This is a genomic window from Candidatus Pelagibacter sp. (assembly GCF_052049775.1).
GTDB lineage: Bacteria > Pseudomonadota > Alphaproteobacteria > Pelagibacterales > Pelagibacteraceae > Pelagibacter.
Genome location: NZ_JBNGZH010000054.1, coordinates 1 through 17,175 on the forward strand (window position 1 = coordinate 1; position 17,175 = coordinate 17,175).

The 17,175-nt window shown below is 31.1% G+C and carries 12 protein-coding genes; 1 reads left to right on the forward strand and 11 read right to left on the reverse strand.

Annotated elements, in window-relative coordinates:
- Positions 1 to 7 precede the first annotated feature (7 nt).
- From ACTT83_RS06070 to ACTT83_RS06110, 9 genes are read right to left on the reverse strand one after another with little or no spacing between them, the layout of a single operon-like run.
- Positions 8 to 814: a glycosyl transferase family 17 gene (locus ACTT83_RS06070; protein ID WP_440919199.1), complete on the reverse strand. Its 807-nt coding sequence runs from the start codon at positions 812 to 814 to the stop codon at positions 8 to 10.
- Complete coding sequence (gene lepA / locus ACTT83_RS06075; RefSeq protein WP_440919200.1) at positions 811 to 2,619, reverse strand: translation elongation factor 4; 1,809 nt, start codon at positions 2,617 to 2,619, stop codon at positions 811 to 813. Before lepA ends, ACTT83_RS06070 begins: the two co-directional genes overlap by 4 nt.
- 7 nt (positions 2,620 to 2,626) lie before the next feature.
- Positions 2,627 to 5,032: a phenylalanine--tRNA ligase subunit beta gene (gene pheT / locus ACTT83_RS06080; protein WP_440919201.1), complete on the reverse strand. Its 2,406-nt coding sequence runs from the start codon at positions 5,030 to 5,032 to the stop codon at positions 2,627 to 2,629.
- Complete coding sequence (pheS, locus tag ACTT83_RS06085; RefSeq protein ID WP_440918029.1) at positions 5,029 to 6,096, reverse strand: phenylalanine--tRNA ligase subunit alpha; 1,068 nt, start codon at positions 6,094 to 6,096, stop codon at positions 5,029 to 5,031. Before pheS ends, pheT begins: the two co-directional genes overlap by 4 nt.
- Positions 6,097 to 6,139: 43 nt before the next feature.
- Entirely contained in the window at positions 6,140 to 6,496 is a 357-nt protein-coding gene (rplT, locus tag ACTT83_RS06090) for a 50S ribosomal protein L20 (protein WP_440916985.1), read from the reverse strand.
- Position 6,497: 1 nt separating this feature from the next.
- Positions 6,498 to 6,704 carry a 50S ribosomal protein L35 gene (gene rpmI / locus ACTT83_RS06095; RefSeq protein WP_075519530.1) on the reverse strand — a complete coding sequence of 69 codons (207 nt, stop codon included), beginning with the start codon at positions 6,702 to 6,704 and terminating at the stop codon, positions 6,498 to 6,500.
- A 53-nt stretch (positions 6,705 to 6,757) separates the two neighbouring features.
- The gene (infC, locus tag ACTT83_RS06100; protein ID WP_440919202.1) at positions 6,758 to 7,303 is read right to left on the reverse strand and encodes a translation initiation factor IF-3; all 546 of its coding nucleotides are present in this window, start codon (positions 7,301 to 7,303) and stop codon (positions 6,758 to 6,760) included.
- Entirely contained in the window at positions 7,304 to 9,226 is a 1,923-nt protein-coding gene (gene thrS, locus ACTT83_RS06105) for a threonine--tRNA ligase (RefSeq protein WP_440918030.1), read from the reverse strand.
- Entirely contained in the window at positions 9,227 to 10,381 is a 1,155-nt protein-coding gene (locus tag ACTT83_RS06110) for a glycosyltransferase family 4 protein (RefSeq protein ID WP_440919203.1), read from the reverse strand.
- 42 nt (positions 10,382 to 10,423) lie between these two features.
- On the opposite strand from ACTT83_RS06110, the gene ACTT83_RS06115 reads away from it, so the two are divergent.
- Positions 10,424 to 11,170 carry an alpha/beta hydrolase gene (locus ACTT83_RS06115; RefSeq protein WP_440919204.1) on the forward strand — a complete coding sequence of 249 codons (747 nt, stop codon included), beginning with the start codon at positions 10,424 to 10,426 and terminating at the stop codon, positions 11,168 to 11,170.
- Here ACTT83_RS06115 and gltB read toward each other — a convergent pair.
- Together gltB and ACTT83_RS06125 are read right to left on the reverse strand one after the other, a co-directional pair.
- Entirely contained in the window at positions 11,163 to 15,668 is a 4,506-nt protein-coding gene (gene gltB, locus ACTT83_RS06120) for a glutamate synthase large subunit (RefSeq protein ID WP_440919205.1), read from the reverse strand. The genes ACTT83_RS06115 and gltB overlap by 8 nt on opposite strands.
- On the reverse strand, positions 15,668 to 17,107 hold the full coding sequence (locus ACTT83_RS06125) for an NAD(P)-dependent oxidoreductase (RefSeq protein ID WP_440916979.1): 1,440 nt from the start codon (positions 17,105 to 17,107) through the stop codon (positions 15,668 to 15,670). The genes gltB and ACTT83_RS06125 overlap by 1 nt, the downstream gene beginning before the upstream one ends.
- Between the last annotated feature and the right edge of the window lie 68 nt (positions 17,108 to 17,175).

A 17,175-nucleotide genomic window follows, 5' to 3' on the forward strand; every position in this document is an offset into this window, starting at 1 on the left:
AAAAAAGTTATATAATCCAATTTTTATAAAAACCCTGATTTTTTATCAAATATTGTGGAAAAAATTGTTCACTGAACTCTAATTTCGAAAATTTGATATTTCTTCCAAATAAATCTTTATTTTCCTTTACTCTATTTTTTATTGTCTCTAAATCACTATTTTCAATAGTATCTAATTCAGAATGCGTCCATGCTTTAATCTTTTTCTGAATATCTTCCTCAGTCATTAAATATGAAAAATGCCAGCCAGCTTTATTTAACACTTTTATTTTCTTAAATTTATCAAATCTAAAAAAACTATATTTCAAATTTTTTTTAGCGATAAGTCTCAACCAACTAAATGATTTCAAATTTTTAAATTTTGAAACACGACTACCTTCCCAAACATCTTTATATTGTTCTGACAACAAGTTTAATTTGTAATAAAAACAATATTGTTCACAAATTGCTATATTATTACCAATACTCGGTAAATCACTTATGACTGCAGGATTTATAATTTCATCAGCGTCTGAATATATTATCAAATCATCTGGCTGAGTATTTTTTAATCCATTCATTAGAAAATTTCTTTGATAATCTTGCCTTTCCCAAATTCCTAGACTTTCTGGAAAGTTATCAATTTTTAAATATATAATTTTGTGACTAAAATTTTTAAATTTTTTATGATCAAAAAGGTATCCTTTTATTTTACCTCTATGATCATAATAAGACTCACAAATTACAAAGTAGTCTACATACTTATCTAATATATTGAACCTTATTTCGGTTAATAAATTTTCATTAAAAAATATAAAACAATCGTAAATTTTCATTTAGCGCCCTTAATCTTTAAAACTCCTATAAATGCTTCTTGAGGAATCTCAACTCTTCCGAATTGTTTGGATCTTGCTTTTCCCTTTTTTTGTTTTTCTAAAAGTTTTCTTTTTCTATCTGTTGCCCCTCCACCATGTATCTTTGTCAGAACATCTTTCTTAAAACCTTTAATTGTTTCTCTTGCAATAATTTTGCCACCAATTGCAGCTTGTACGGGGATCATAAAATTATGTCGAGGTATCAAATCTTTTAATTTTTCACAAACTTCTCTTCCAGTTTTTTGAGCAAAATCTTTATGTATCATCATGGCAAGTGCATCAACTGGTTCACTATTAACTAAAATGCCAAGTTTAACTAAATCTCCCTCTCTATGCTCTAAAATTTCATAATCAAAACTTGCATAACCGCTTGTCATAGATTTAATTCTGTCGTTAAAATCAAAAACTACTTCATTTAACGGTAGTTCATAATTTAACACAGCTCTATTGCCTGAATATGAAAGATTAGTTTGGACTCCTCTTTTATCCTGACATAATTTTATTATTGAACCCAGGAATTCATCTGGAGTTATTATGGTAGCTTTAATCCAAGGCTCCTCAATTGAATTAATAATTGTTGGATCAGGAAGAGTTGATGGATTTTGTAAGTCCATAATTTTACCGTTATTTAAGTTAACTTTATAAACTACTCCAGGTGTAGTTGTTAATAAGTTAACATCAAACTCTCTTTCTAATCTTTCTGTGATGATTTCAAGATGTAAAAGACCTAAAAATCCACATCTAAATCCTAATCCTAGAGCTGATGATGACTCTGCTTCATATGAAAAACTTGCATCATTTAATTGTAATTTGGCTAGCCCATCTTTTAATTTTTGATACTCAGAGCTGTCGACAGGAAATAACCCACAAAAAACCACAGGTTTACTTGGTTTAAAACCAGGCAACGCATTCACTGGTGGTTTTGATGCATCACATATAGTGTCGCCAACTTTTGTTTCTGAGAGAACTTTAATTCCTGTGGTAATAAAACCTATTTCACCAGTATTTAATTCATCTATATCTTTTGCTTTTGGTGTAAAAACCCCAACTTTTTCAACTATATAATCTTGATTAGTAGAAAGCATTTTAATTTTCATATTTTTTGTAAGTTTACCATTAATTACTCTAACTAAAATCACGACACCTAAATAAGTGTCATACCAACTATCAACTAACAGACATTTTAAATCTTTATCAGTGTCACCTTTTGGGCTTGGTAATTGATTAATAATTTGCTCGAGAATATCATTTATACCTTCTCCTGTTTTTCCTGAACAAGGAATCGCATTTTCAGTATCAATTCCAATAACATCTTCGATTTGTTTCTTTGTTCTATCTAGATCAGAAGCCGGCAAATCTATTTTGTTTAAAACAGGAATGATTTCATGATTAATATCTAGAGCTTGATAGACATTAGCTAGTGTTTGAGCTTCAACACCCTGAGTACTATCTACAATTAATATTGATCCTTCACAGGCATACAAAGATCTACTTACCTCATAACTAAAATCTACATGACCAGGGGTATCTATAATATTTAAAATATAATTTTTTCCGTTTTTTGCTTTATAATTCAACTTTACTGTCTGTGCTTTTATTGTGATGCCTCTTTCCCTTTCTATATCCATAGAGTCAAGTACTTGTGATTTCATCTCTCTCTCTGTCAAGCCACCACATTGATGGATTATTCTATCAGCTATCGTAGATTTCCCATGATCAATGTGAGCAATGATTGCAAAATTTCTGATATTATCGATTGTACTCATTTTAATTTTAAGATCGAATTTTAGCGCCGGTTTTATTTTCCACTGCTTCTATGATTGAATTATTAATTTTCTCTAAGTCCTTATCGTTCAAAGTTTTTTCTGATGACTGGATTGTTATACTGATCGCTATAGACTTTTGGTTGTCTGGAATATTTTCACCTTCATAAACATCAAAAACTTTTATATTGCTAATAAGATTTGGATTCACATTAGAGATTACGCTTATTAACTCTTGTGCCTCTACATCTTTATTAACTACAAATGCAAAATCTCGCTCTGATTTTTGAAAATCCGATACAGAAAACTTTAATTTTTGATCTTTCAATGTTTTTCTTGAAAGTTTTAAATTTTCTAAAAAGATTTCAAAACCTATTAAATTTTCAGTTTTAATATCAATTTTTTTTAGAATATTAGGGTGAATTTCACCAAAATAAGCTGCAACTTTATCTTTACTATGATCTAAGAAAATTCTACCGGACTTTCCTGGATGATAATAATTTGGTGTTTTGCTATCAATAAAAAAATGATCAGAATTATAACCTGCCTCACTCAAAGTTTGCACTACATCTCTTTTCGCATCAAATAAATCAATATTTCTCTCTTTATCGATCCAAGAAAGTCTTGATTTTTTTCCGGCTGACAAACCACAAACTACTGTCTTTTGCTCACCTGGATTTGAACCAGTAAAAACAGGACCGATCTCAAATATAGATAAATCTTTAAAGCCTCTATCCAAATTTTTACTAATATACATGATTAAATTTGAAAATATGGAATTTCTTAAAACTCCCAATTCAGAACTTATAGGGTTTACAATTTTTATTTCTTTACCAGCTTCTCTAAAGTGATCGTTATAACTTTGATCTGTAAATGACCATGTTATTGTCTCTAAATAACCCTTCGAAGCAATTGCTCTTTGTAAGAAATGGAATAATCTTTGAGTTTGTGTTAAAGTGGATTTAGATCTATCCTTAATTGGTTCAATTGTTTTTATTTTATCATAACCACTTATTCTCACCAACTCTTCAATAATATCTATTTGCTGTGAAATATCTGGTCTCCAGGAAGGAACTATCAACTTTAAAGAATTTTTTTCTTTTTTAATAATAAAACCAAGATCAGTCAAAATTTTTTGGATTTGCTTTTCAGAAATTTTAAATCCAACTATATTATCAAAAGAATTTACATCAAAGTTTATAATTTTGGTTTTATAAGATTCAATTTTTTGAATATCAATTTTACTAACTTCACCACCACAAATTTCTTGAATTAGTGATGCCGCTTTCATTAAACCAGTTTCGATGGATAATGGGTCAATTCCTCTTTCAAATCTAAATTTTGCATCTGTATCTAAATTCAATTTTTTTGCCGTATTTCTAATTGATCTTGGATCAAAATAAGCAGACTCTAATAGTATATTTTTTGTATCAAATTCTGTGCCTGATCTTGTGCCCCCAATTATTCCACCTAATCCTAAAACTCCTTTGTTGTCACTAATAACACACATACCTTTTTCTAACTTATAAATTTTATTGTCCAGTGCTGTAAATTCTTCTCCAGATTTTGAGTTTCTTACGATTATCCCTTTTTCAATTTTGTCAGCATCATATGCGTGTAATGGTCGATTAATATCTAGCATTACATAATTTGTTATATCAACAATAGCTGAAATAGGTTTTTGACCAACTGAAGTTAATTTATCTTTGAGCCATTGAGGACTCTCGGTATTTTTTACATTTTTAATTAAACAACTTCCAAAAGCACTACACCCTTGTCCTTTCTCCTTATTTATCTTAACTTTTAAAGTTTGTTTTGTTTTTAATTTAATTTTTTTTTCTTTAGATATTATTAACCTTCCAAAACCTGAAGCTGCAAGATCTCTAGCTATTCCCTTCACACCAAGACAATCTGGTCGATTAGGTGTAATAGATAAATCAATAAAATTAGATTTTGATTTTGAAAAATAACTTTTACCAATTTTTTTTTCATATTTTTTAGATAATTCGGTAATACCACCACTCTCATCAGATAAATTTAACTCAGACTCAGAGCAAAGCATTCCATAAGAAGTTACACCTCTAATTTTTGCTATTTCTAATTTTGTGTTAGTCTTCGGGATAATTGCACCTGGAGGTGCATATATAGTAATAAGTCCTTCAATCGCATTAGTGGCACCACACACAACTTTTTTAAGCTCTTTCTCACCGACATTTACTTCACAAACTTTAAGTCGATCTGCGTTTGGATGTTTTTCTGTCTTGATAATTTTTGCAACTTTAAATAGTTGATTATCAGATGAAAGAGTTTCCACACTTTCTACCTCTAGACCTATATTAGTAAGTTGTTCTAAAAGATCTTTTTCTTTCAGATTAGTTTTTAAGTGATCTTTTAACCAATCAAATGTGATTTTCATCTACTTAGGCCTCTATAATTCGTAGGTACGTCCAAAGGATCAAATCCAAAATGGTTTAACCATCTATAATCACAATCAAAGAAAGCTCTAAGATCATTAATTCCATATTTCAACATTGCTAATCTATCAATTCCTATTCCAAACGCATAACCTTGAAACTTAGTTGGATCAACCCTAACATTTTTTAAAACATTTGGATGAACCATCCCGCAACCTAGTATTTCTAGCCACTGATCACCTTCCCCTATAATAATTTTTCCATCTTTGATTTCATATCCAATATCAACTTCGGCAGATGGTTCTGTGAAAGGAAAATGACTTGGCCTAAATCTCATCTTTATTTTTTTAACTTCAAAAAATTCTTTTATAAAATAATTCAAACAACCTTTTAAGTGACCCATATTTATATTTTTGTCTATATGAAGACCTTCAACTTGGTGAAACATTGGTGAATGTGTTTGGTCACTGTCAGATCTGTATGTTCTGCCAGGTGCAATTATTTTAAAAGGTGGTTTGTCTTTTAACATTGTTCTAATTTGAACAGGAGACGTATGAGTACGTAGCAATCTTTCTTTTTTTTCATCAAGATAAAATGTATCATGCATATCTCTTGCCGGATGATTGTCTGGAGTATTTAACGCAGTAAAATTGTTATATTCATTTTCAACATCTGGTCCTTCCTCAACACTAAAGCCTATTTCAGAAAATATAGAGGATATTTCATCAATTGTTTGTGATACAGGATGAATCTTACCTTTTACAAATGATCGCTCTGGTAAAGTAACATCAATTTTTTCTTTTTCCAATTTTTCATTAATATTTGCTTTTTCTATTTCGTTTATTTTTAAATTTATAAGATCTTGAAGTTCATCCTTAATTATATTCAAATCAGATGCGAATTTTTTTCTTTCTGAGGCATCAATAGTACCTATTTTTTTAAATTGAGATGAGACCAACCCATTTTTACCAAATAGATCAGATTTAATTTGATTAAGTTCAGCTAGATCTAATTTACCTTTTAATTTTGATATAAATTCGTCTTTTATTTTTTTTAGATCAGACATTTTTACAGATTATTTCTTCAGCGAAATAAAACAATAGTGAAGATTAATTTAAAGCAGATTGTGCTTTTTGGACAATAGTTTTAAAGGCTTCTGGGCTATCATAGGCTATCTCAGCTAAAATTTTTCTATCAATTTTAATTCCACATTTATTTAAACCATAAATAAACTTGGAATACGTCAAACCTTCAGCTCTCACACCCGCGTTGATTCTTTGAATCCACAATGATTTGAAATCTCTTTTCTTATTTCTTCGATCTCTATATGCGTATTGCATAGCTTTTTCCATAGCTTGCTTTGCAACTCTAATAGTATTTTTTCTTCTTCCCCACTGACCTTTTACAGCTTTTAAAACTTTTTTATGTTTAGCTCTACTTGTTACACCCCTTTTAACTCTTGCCATTTTAACCTCTTAAGCTGTAAGGCATATACGATTTAACAATCTTACCGTCTTGTTTTGACATCGCAGTAGTACCCCTAAGTTTTCTAATCTGAGAATTAGTTCTTTTTATCATGCCGTGCCTCTTTCCAGCTTGAGCCATCATAACTTTCCCTCTAGCTGAAATTTTAAATCTTTTTTTTGCTGAGCTCTTTGTTTTTAATTTTGGCATAATTGAACGAGGTTATACAAAGAATGTTGAAAATTTACAACCTATATTAAAGCCTATAAAGGTTGAATTACCATAATCATTTGCTTCCCATCAAACTTGGGGTGCAATTCAACTTTACCAATATCTTTCATATCCTCTTTAATTTTGGCCATCAATTCATTCCCTAAATGAGAGTGTTGAAGTTCACGTCCTTTAAACCTAATGGTAAACTTTACCTTGTCACCTTTAGCAATAAATTTTTTAGCATTTTTTACTTTAAATTCATAATCATGCGTTTCAGTCACTGGTCTCATTTTAATTTCCTTTAAAGCAATTATTTTTTGTTTCTTTTTTGCAAGGTTTGCTTTTTTTTGTGCATCATATTTATATTTTCCCATGTCCATAATTTTACAAACTGGGGGATTAGCATTTGGGGCAATTTCGATTAAATCTAAACCTTGATTTTTTGCTATTGAGATTGCCTCATTAGTGTTTAAAACGCCTAAATTTTCTCCATCGCTTGCGATAACTTGAACCTCGGGTGAGGAAATTCTGTTATTTGATCGAGGTCCACGATCCTTGGTTCTTCTTTGAAAATAGTTTTGCTTAAAATCTGCCACTTAAATATTTGAAGGTGCTTTGTTTAAAGCAGAAAATTTTTTTAGAAATGTGTTTAGTTCCATATTTTCTTGTTTATTTGAATCCAATCTTCTAATAGTTACTGAGTTACTGTCAACTTCTTTTTTACCACAAATTATTAAAAGAGGTATTTTTGCTAATGAATGATCTCTTATTTTATAATTTAAATTATGATTTTTTAAATCAACCATTGATGTAATACCAGCTTCTCTTATCTTATTAGAAACTTTTTTTGCGTATTCTTCAAAGTCTTCGGAAATAGGTATAACAACTGTTTGTAACGGAGATATCCAAAACGGAAATTTTCCAGCATAGTTTTCAATCAGAATTCCTATAAATCTCTCAAGTGATCCAAATAATGCACGATGTAACATTACAGGAACTTTCTTAGTACCATCTTTATCTACGTATGATGCATCTAGCCTACCTGGTAAATTTAAATCAACTTGGACTGTTCCACATTGCCAATCTCTACCTATTGCATCTCTTAAAACAAATTCTATTTTTGGACCGTAAAATGCTCCCTCACCTTTATTTATACTGTACTCAAGTTTAGAAGCTTTGACTGCTTTTAACAAAGATGCTTCAGCCTTGTCCCAAATCTCATCCTCACCAACTCTTACCTCTGGCCTATCTGCATATTTAAGAATTACATTTTCAAAACCTAGATCTTTATAAATTTCTAATATCAAATTTGTAACATTTAAACATTCACTTGTGATTTGATCTTCGGAGCAAAAAATATGAGCATCATCTTGAGTGAATGCTCTTACTCTTAATAGCCCATGTAAAGCACCAGATGGTTCATATCTATGAACTTTTCCAAACTCAGTAATTCTCAGAGGTAAATCTCGATAACTTTTAAGACCTTGATTAAAAACTTGTATGTGTCCAGGGCAATTCATTGGTTTAATTGCAAAAACTTTTTCGTCAGGAGTTTCTGAGGTATACATGTTTTCCCCATATTTTTCCCAATGACCTGATTTTTCCCACAATAATCTGTCTAATACCTCTGGTGTGTTCACCTCTTTGTATCCGGCTAGGTCCTGTTTAGCTCTCATGTAATTAATTAATTTTTGAAATAACGTCCAACCTTTCTCATGCCAAAAAACTGATCCTGGACTTTCTTCTCTAAAATGAAACAAATCCATTTCTTTGCCCAATTTACGATGATCTCTTTTTTCTGCCTCTTCAATTCTTTTTAAATAATCATCTAAATCTTTCTGGGAGGCCCAACTTGTTCCGTAGATCCTTTGAAGCATTTCATTTTTTGAGTCACCTCGCCAATATGCGCCTGAAACTTTTGTAAGTTTAAAGGCTTTGCCAATTTTACTAGATGATACTAAATGAGGTCCTCTACATAAATCATACCAAGTATCACCATGATGATAGACTGAAAGTTCTTCAGTTTCTGGAATACTCTCAATAATTTCTGCCTTATATTTTTCTCCAATTTTTTTAAAATGCTTAATTGCTTTATCTCTTTCCCATACTTCTCGTCTTGTTTTTAAATCTTTATCAATTATTTTTGACATCCTTTCTTCAATTTTTTTGAGATCGTCATCTGTAAAGGGCTCCTTTCTGGCAAAGTCATAATAAAATCCATTTTCTATAACTGGTCCAATAGTAACTTGGGTGCCTGGATATAATTCTTGAACTGCCATAGCCATGATATGTGCAGCGTCATGTCTAATAACTTCTAAACCCTCTGGGTCTTTTGCTGTAAAAATTTTAACGGAACAATCTGTATCAATCGAAAAATATAAATCTTTTAATTCTCCATTTACACTCATAATCAAGGCTTGTTTTGCTAGTGATTTGCTAATTTTTTCAGCAATCTCTAAGCCTGTCACTTTTTTAGGAAAATCTAAATTGTTTCCGTCTGGTAAAGTAATTATGGGCATTTAATTAAGTAATCTCTTATACTCTGAATAAGTAGAAAAACACATTTTTTCAACATTAAATTTTTTTATAATGTTTTTTCTTCCCTCCTTACCCATTAATTTTAAGGAAGTTTCGTCCATTGTCATTGCTTGAATGATTTTTTTACTCAATGAGCGAGCGTCACCAGATTCAAATAACAACCCAGTTTTTTCGTTTAAAATTGTCTCATTTGATCCTCCAATATTACTAGCAATGATTATTTTTTCCATAGATTGTGCCTCTACCGCAACTCTTCCAAAAGCTTCAGGTTCAATTGATGCTGAAACTATAATATCAGAAACTTTATAAGCTAAAGCCATATCCTTACAATGGTCTATGAATTTTACTTGATTGGTCAGATTATATTTTTCAATTAATTTGATAAGTTTTTCTTTATAAGAATCTCTTCCCTGATCACTGCCTAATATTACAACATGAAATGCTTCGTATCCTAATTCAATTTTAACTAAATTTATTGCCTCAATAAACAATTCTTGACCCTTCCATGATGTAAGTCGACCTGGCATAAGAATTATTTTTTTTTCATCAGTAATATTCCACTCATTTAAAAGTTTTTTTTCATCAGTTTCAATTTTGGTTGTTGGATCAAAATAATCTACATTTATGCCCCTAAAAATTACTAAAAATTTTTTTTTAGAATTCAGAAATTCCTGATAATTCTCTTGAATATGTGAAAAAATAAAGTTTGATCCTGCTATAACCAAATCTGACCTTACCATTACTGAATTATAAAATTTTTTTAATCTACCTCTAAAATTATAAGTCCCATGAAATGTAGTAACAAACTTTCTTCTAGTTAATTTTGTTGCAATTAAACACGACCAAGCTGGTGCTCGACTTCTTGCGTGAACAATTGAAATGTTAAAAATCAAAATTATTGCTATTAAAATAATTGAATTTATCAAAATCAATAATGGATTTTTGCTATGAACAGGAAGCCTTATTAATTTAACTTTTTTTTTATCAATAAACTTAGTTAACTCTCCACCACTTGTAACAATGTAAGATTTACAATTATTTTCAGGTAAAAAATGTGCAATATCATAGCAACCAGTTTCTGCACCTCCGTAACCTAATTTTGGGATTACTTGCAAAACATTTAAATTAGATGACATTTAAAATAATTATATAATAATAGACAAAACTAATAAACTTTTATGACAAATTTTAATTACTTAAAAATTTCTACTACCAGAAAAATAAGATATTTGAAACTACATCAAAAAAATGCCACCTACATTGTTTTTTTGCATGGTTTTATGTCGGATTTGGAAGGTAAAAAACCTCAAGCATTTTTAAAATTTGCAAAAAAAAATAAATTAGGTTTTCTTGCTTTAGAATATTCAGGTCATGGTAAATCATCAGGGAAATTTATTAATGGTAATATTTCAAAATGGACTAGGGATACTACTTTAGTAATTCAAAAAGTTGTCAAAAAAAATGATATTATATTTATCGGATCAAGTATGGGAGCTTGGATTGCTTTAAACCAGTTTAGTCTTATCAAAAACAAAATTAAAGGTTTTTTAGGAATAGGTTCAGCGCCAGAATTTCTTGATAAACTAATGTGGAATAAATTTTCTAATAAAATGAAGATTGAAATCAAAAAAAAAGGTGTCATAAATTTAAAATATGGTGATTATGAATACCCAATCACTTACCAATTAATCAAAGATGGAAGAAAAAATAAAATTTTAAATAAAAAAATAAGTCAAAATATAAATGTAACGATGGTTCACGGGAGTAAAGATAAATCTGTACCTGTAATTTACTCAAAAAAAGTTTTAAAAATATTTCAATCTAAGAAAAAGAAATTAGTAGTTATAAAAAATGGTGATCATAGTTTATCTTCCCCAAAATGGCTCAAGATATTGAAAAAAGAGTTAAAATTAATAATTAACTAACTTTTCGTATTTTTGTTTTTGTAGAGATTGGATTTTTAAGCTTATCTAACATTTCTTTTGGACAAACCTGTACAAAATTCTTTAACTCGTTTTCAAAGTCATCAATTATTTTTTTTGATAAGCTGGATTCTGTTTCATTACTATGTTCTAGTACCAATTCTTTTAAAAATTTTGACCAATACTCAGTTTCAACATTTTGCCATACAACTGAATCCGGATTAACTTTTTTTTCAAATTCTTTTGATTTATCGTAAATAAAAGCCATTCCTCCTGTCATGCCAGCTGCAAAATTATCTCCAACATCTCCAAGAATTACTGCTGTACCACCGGTCATATATTCACAACCATTTGAATCACAGCCTTCGATAACAGTTGTGGCACCAGAATTTCTTACCGCAAATCTATCTCCAGCTTGACCAGCTGCAAAAAGTTTACCTGACGTTGCACCATAAAGAACTGTGTTGCCAATAATAGTATTCTCATTAGAAATTAAATTGCTTTCATCAGGTAGTTTTATTGAAATGGTTGCTCCTGACAAACCTTTCCCAACATAATCATTTGCATCGCCTTTTAAATTAAGTTTAAGTCCTTTTGCTGTAAATGCACCAAACGATTGTCCAGCTGAACCTTTAAAATCTAGAGTTAAAAAATTTTCCTCTAATTTTTCATAACCATATTTTTTATATAAGTGATGTGAAATTCTAGTGCCTACAGCTCTATTAGTATTTTTAATTAAAAACTCGTTATTTATTTTTTCTGAGTTATCTAGAGCCTTTTCTATTTGAGGCCAAATTTCTTGATCCAGTGTATTAGGAACTTGATTTATTTCTGATACCTCACAATACCTCTTATTATTTCCAGGGTCTGCTTGGACAAATAATGGATTAAGATCTAAGTCATCTAGATTAGGCGAGGCTTTACTTACCTGCATTAATAAATCAGTTCGACCGATAACCTCATTTAAAGATCTAAAACCAAGTGAAGCTAAAATTTCTCTCACCTCTGTAGCAATAAATGTAAATAAATTTACAACTTTATCAGGAGTTCCAGTAAATTTTTCTCTTAATTTTTCATCCTGTGTACAAACTCCTACAGGACAAGTATTAGAGTGACATTGCCTTACCATAATACAACCCATCGCTACTAAAGCGGTAGTTGCTACACCATACTCCTCTGCACCCATCATAGCTGCAATAACAACATCTCTTCCAGTTTTAATACCTCCATCGGTTCTTAAGGTAACTTTATGTCTTAGATTATTTAATGTTAAAACTTGATTGGCCTCCGTCAGTCCCATCTCCCATGGAATACCTACGTATTTTACACTTGTTTGAGGTGTAGCCCCGGTTCCTCCATTATGTCCTGAAATTAAAATTATATCAGCTTTTGCCTTTGCAACACCGGCTGCAATAGTACCAACGCCAGATGATGCAACTAGTTTAACTCCAATTCTTGCCTTAGGATTGATTTGTTTTAAATCATAAATAAGCTGAGCTAAATCCTCAATTGAATAGATATCATGATGCGGAGGTGGGGAAATTAGTGTTACACCTGGTGTTGAATGTCTTAGCTTGGCAATCTCATCTGTTACTTTAAATCCTGGTAATTGGCCCCCTTCACCGGGTTTTGCACCTTGAGCAATTTTAATCTCAATTTCATTACAATTGTTTAAATAATTAACTGTTACACCAAATCTTGCTGACGCAATTTGTTTTACTCTCGAATTTGCACTATCACCAGAGTCCATTATCTTAAATCTATTTGCATCTTCACCACCTTCTCCACTACAGGATGCACCTTTAATTCTATTCATCCCAATAGCTAATGTTTCGTGTGCCTCTTTGGATAATGCTCCGTGAGACATACTTCCACTACCAAATCTTTTTAATATTTTTTCTATTGGTTCAACCTCAGAAATTTGAATAGATGGTCCTAATTTTTTTTTTCTAAAATCTATCAAATCCCTTAAGTTAATTGGTGGCAAGTTATAGATTCCCTCAGCATATTTTTTATAAGCTGTATACGAGTTTGATCCTACAGCACTTTGTAATAAGTGGATTAACCTGCCCTGATATTGGTGTGTTTCTCCATTTTTTCTGTATCTATAAATCCCACCAATAGGTAAAACTGTATCGGTGCTTTCAAATGCCTCTTTATGTATTGCACGTATTTTTTTTTCGATTCCTGACAATCCAATACCAGAAATTTTTGAAGTCACTCCTGGAAAATAATCATCAACTATTGATCTGCTTAGACCAACAGTTTCAAAATTACATCCGCCTCGATACGAACTTAAAACAGATATACCCATTTTTGACATGATCTTTAATAATCCTGCATTCACTGATTTGATATATCTTTCAACACATTCATCAAAACTATACTGGCCAAATAACTTTTTCTCATGCCTTTGGTATAAACTATCAAAAGCTATATATGGATTAACTGTTGTTGCTCCAACACCTATTAATGTTGCAAAAGAATGGGTATCCAAAGCTTCACCAGATTGAACGTTAATTGAAACATACCCTCTTAATTTTTTATCAATTAAAAAAGTATTAATCGCACCAACGCATAACAGCATTGGCATAGGCATCCTTGTATCTGAAATAGCTTTATCGCTTAAAACTAATTGTGTTACACCCTGTCTAACAGCAATTTCCGACTCTTTTTGGATCCTTTTAATAGAGTCAAATAAACTTTGATCATTCGAGAAAGTACAATCTATAGAGACAGAGTTTTTTCCAAAAAAATTAATAAATTTGTTAAATTGTGAATTCGATAATATCGGACTATTTAAAACGTAAATATTTTCTTTAGTTAAAGTATCAAAATCTAAAATATTCCCAAGATTACCAAATCTAGTTTTCAAACTCATAACTTTATTTTCTCTCAAAGAGTCAATCGGTGGATTGGTCACTTGGCTAAAGTTTTGTCTAAAAAAATGATAAAGTGGTCTGTATTTATCCGATAAAACTGCTAAAGGCGTATCATCACCCATGGAACCCGTCGCTTCTTTTGCATCTTCAGCCATTGGATGTAAGATTAGCTCTAAGTCTTCTAAACTTATTCCAAAAGAGTGTTGTCGTCTCCTTAGATCTTCACCATCAAAATTATGTTTCTCATTTGAAATGGATAATTTTTCATCTAAATCTATTATCTGAGAATTGAAATGCTTATATTCTTTTGCCAAATAGTCTTTAATTTGATTATTCGTAAACACTTTGCCTTTTTCAATTCTAACACCAATTATCTCCCCTGGGCCGAGTCTTCCTTTTGATAGAATTCTTTTTTCATTTAATTCAATCATTCCAGTTTCAGATCCGGCAAAGAGAAACTTATCTTTTGTTATTGCGTATCTTAAAGGCCTTAAACCATTACGATCATTTGCTGCAATGACCCATTCATTATCTGTTGCAGCAATTGCGGCAGGACCATCCCAAGGTTCCATAGTACTATTTAAAAAATTAAACAGTTGTTGATGACTTTTTGGAAGAGTCTTATTTCTTTTTGACCAAGCATCAGGGATCATCATTAATTTTGCTAAAGGTGCAGGTTGGCCAGATTTATTTAATAACTCAAAAACATTATCTAGTGCCGCAGAGTCAGAAACTCCTTTTTGTATAACTGGCTTTAAATTTTCAACATTTTCAAAAAGAGGGCTACTCATCTCTTGTTCATGAACTCTCATCCAGTTTTTATTGCCTTTGTAAGTATTAATTTCACCATTATGGGCAACCGCTCTAAATGGTTGTGCCAAACTCCAGCTTGGAGCAGTATTAGTTGAAAATCTCTGATGAAAAATTGCAAATCTTGAAATAAATCTCTCATCTTTTAAATCTAAGAAAAAATCTGAGATAGCCTCAGCTAAAAACATGCCCTTATAGATAATTGATTTAGAACTTATCGAGCAAATATAAAAATTATTTAATGATAAATTGAATGCTTTATTCTCAATTTTTTTTCTTGTTTCATAAATTTTTCTTTCAAGCTCTTTATCAAGCAAATTTTTATCATTCGATTTAAAAAGCACTTGAATTATCTCTGGCATAGTTTGAAAAGCTTTTTCTCCTAAAACTTTTGGATTAACAGGCACCTGTCTCCATCCATAGATACTAAAATCGTTTTTAGTTAACTCACTTTCTACAATCGTTTTACAGCTTTCTTGTGAGGAGTAATCATTTCTTGGTAAAAAAATCATTCCAACACAAATATCAGAGCCATCATGTGTGTGACCTGTAACCTCTATTTTTTCAACAAAGAAATCTTTGGGAATTTCTAGATGTATTCCTGCTCCATCACCTGTTTTTCCATCAGCATCAACAGCTCCTCGATGCCAAACAGCCTTTAAAGCTTCAATTCCATATTCTACAACCTCTCTTGATTTTTTTCCCTCTGTTGATGCAATTAACCCTACGCCACATGCATCATGTTCCATTTCCTTAGAATAAACATTGTTTTTAGTAAGTAATTCTAAATTTTTTTTATATATACTCATTATGCAACTTTAGATTTTTTTAATTCGATATTTTCAAGATAAGATTTGATTGATAAAGCAGCATCTCTACCATCTTTAATTGCCCAAACAACTAAAGATGCACCTCTTACGATATCTCCAGCAGCAAAGACTCCTTTTATATTAGTTTCCATAGTGTCAAAGTCTGTTTTAATTGTTCCCCATTTTGTAACTTGTAATTCTTGTGCCTCAAATAATAATGGCAAGTTTTCTGGATCAAATCCTAAAGCTTTTATTACCATATCTGCTTTAATTTCAAATTCAGATCCTTGTTTAATTTCTGGTCTTCTTCTACCTGAGTCATCTGGATCTCCAAGTTGAATTTGATCTACAATTAATTTTTCAATTTTATTTTTTCCCCTAAATTCTTTTGGACTAGACAACCAAACAAATTCAACACCCTCTTCTTCTGCATTAGCTACTTCTCTTGCAGATCCAGGCATATTATCTTTATCTCTTCTATATAAACATTTAACTGAATTAGCTTTTTGTCTTACTGATGTTCGAACACAATCCATAGCGGTATCTCCACCTCCAATAACAACTACATCTTTACCCTCGGCGTTTAATATACCTTTATCGAACAAATCAACTTTGTCTCCCAACCCCTTTTTGTTTGATGCAGTTAAAAACTCCATAGCAGGAAAAATATTATCTAAATCATTACCTGGTAGATTAATTTCTCTTGGTTTATAAACTCCAGTAGCAATTAAAATTGCATCATGTTTTTTTCTCAATTGCTCTAAAGTTGCATCCTTACCAACCTCAAAATTTTGTTCAAATTTAATTCCACCATCTTTCAACAATTTTGTTCTCCTCTCGACCACATGTTTTTCTAATTTAAAATTTGGAATTCCATAAATTAACAAACCGCCCGCTCTATCATATCTGTCATAAACAGTAATTTGATATCCATTTTTCCTAAGTTGTTCAGCAGCTGCCAGTCCAGCGGGTCCAGCACCAATTATTCCAACACTTTGGTCTTTTTCGTGTTTGATTGATATAGGCTTTACCCATCCGTTTTCCCAAGCACTATCAGTAATATATTTTTCAACTGATCCAATTGTTACAGTGCCATGACCTGACTGCTCAATAACACAATTACCCTCACATAGTCTATCTTGAGGGCATATTCTGCCACAAACCTCAGGCATATTATTTGTACTTTGAGATAATTCATAAGCTTCTTTCAATCTGCCTTCAGCAGTCAATTTAAGCCAATCAGGGATGTTGTTACTTAGAGGACAATGGACTTGGCAAAAAGGAACGCCACATTGAGAGCATCTACTTGACTGCTCTTGTGCTTTTTGAGTGATAAATTCATCATAGATTTCATTAAAATCATCTTTCCTATTATCAACTCCTCTTTTAGGTGGTGTTTGTTGACCTATTTTTACGAATTTTAGCATTTTATCAGTCATAAATTTTTATAAATTTATCGCAAAATATACATAGTTTTTATTAGTAAAAGAAATAAATAGGTCAATTA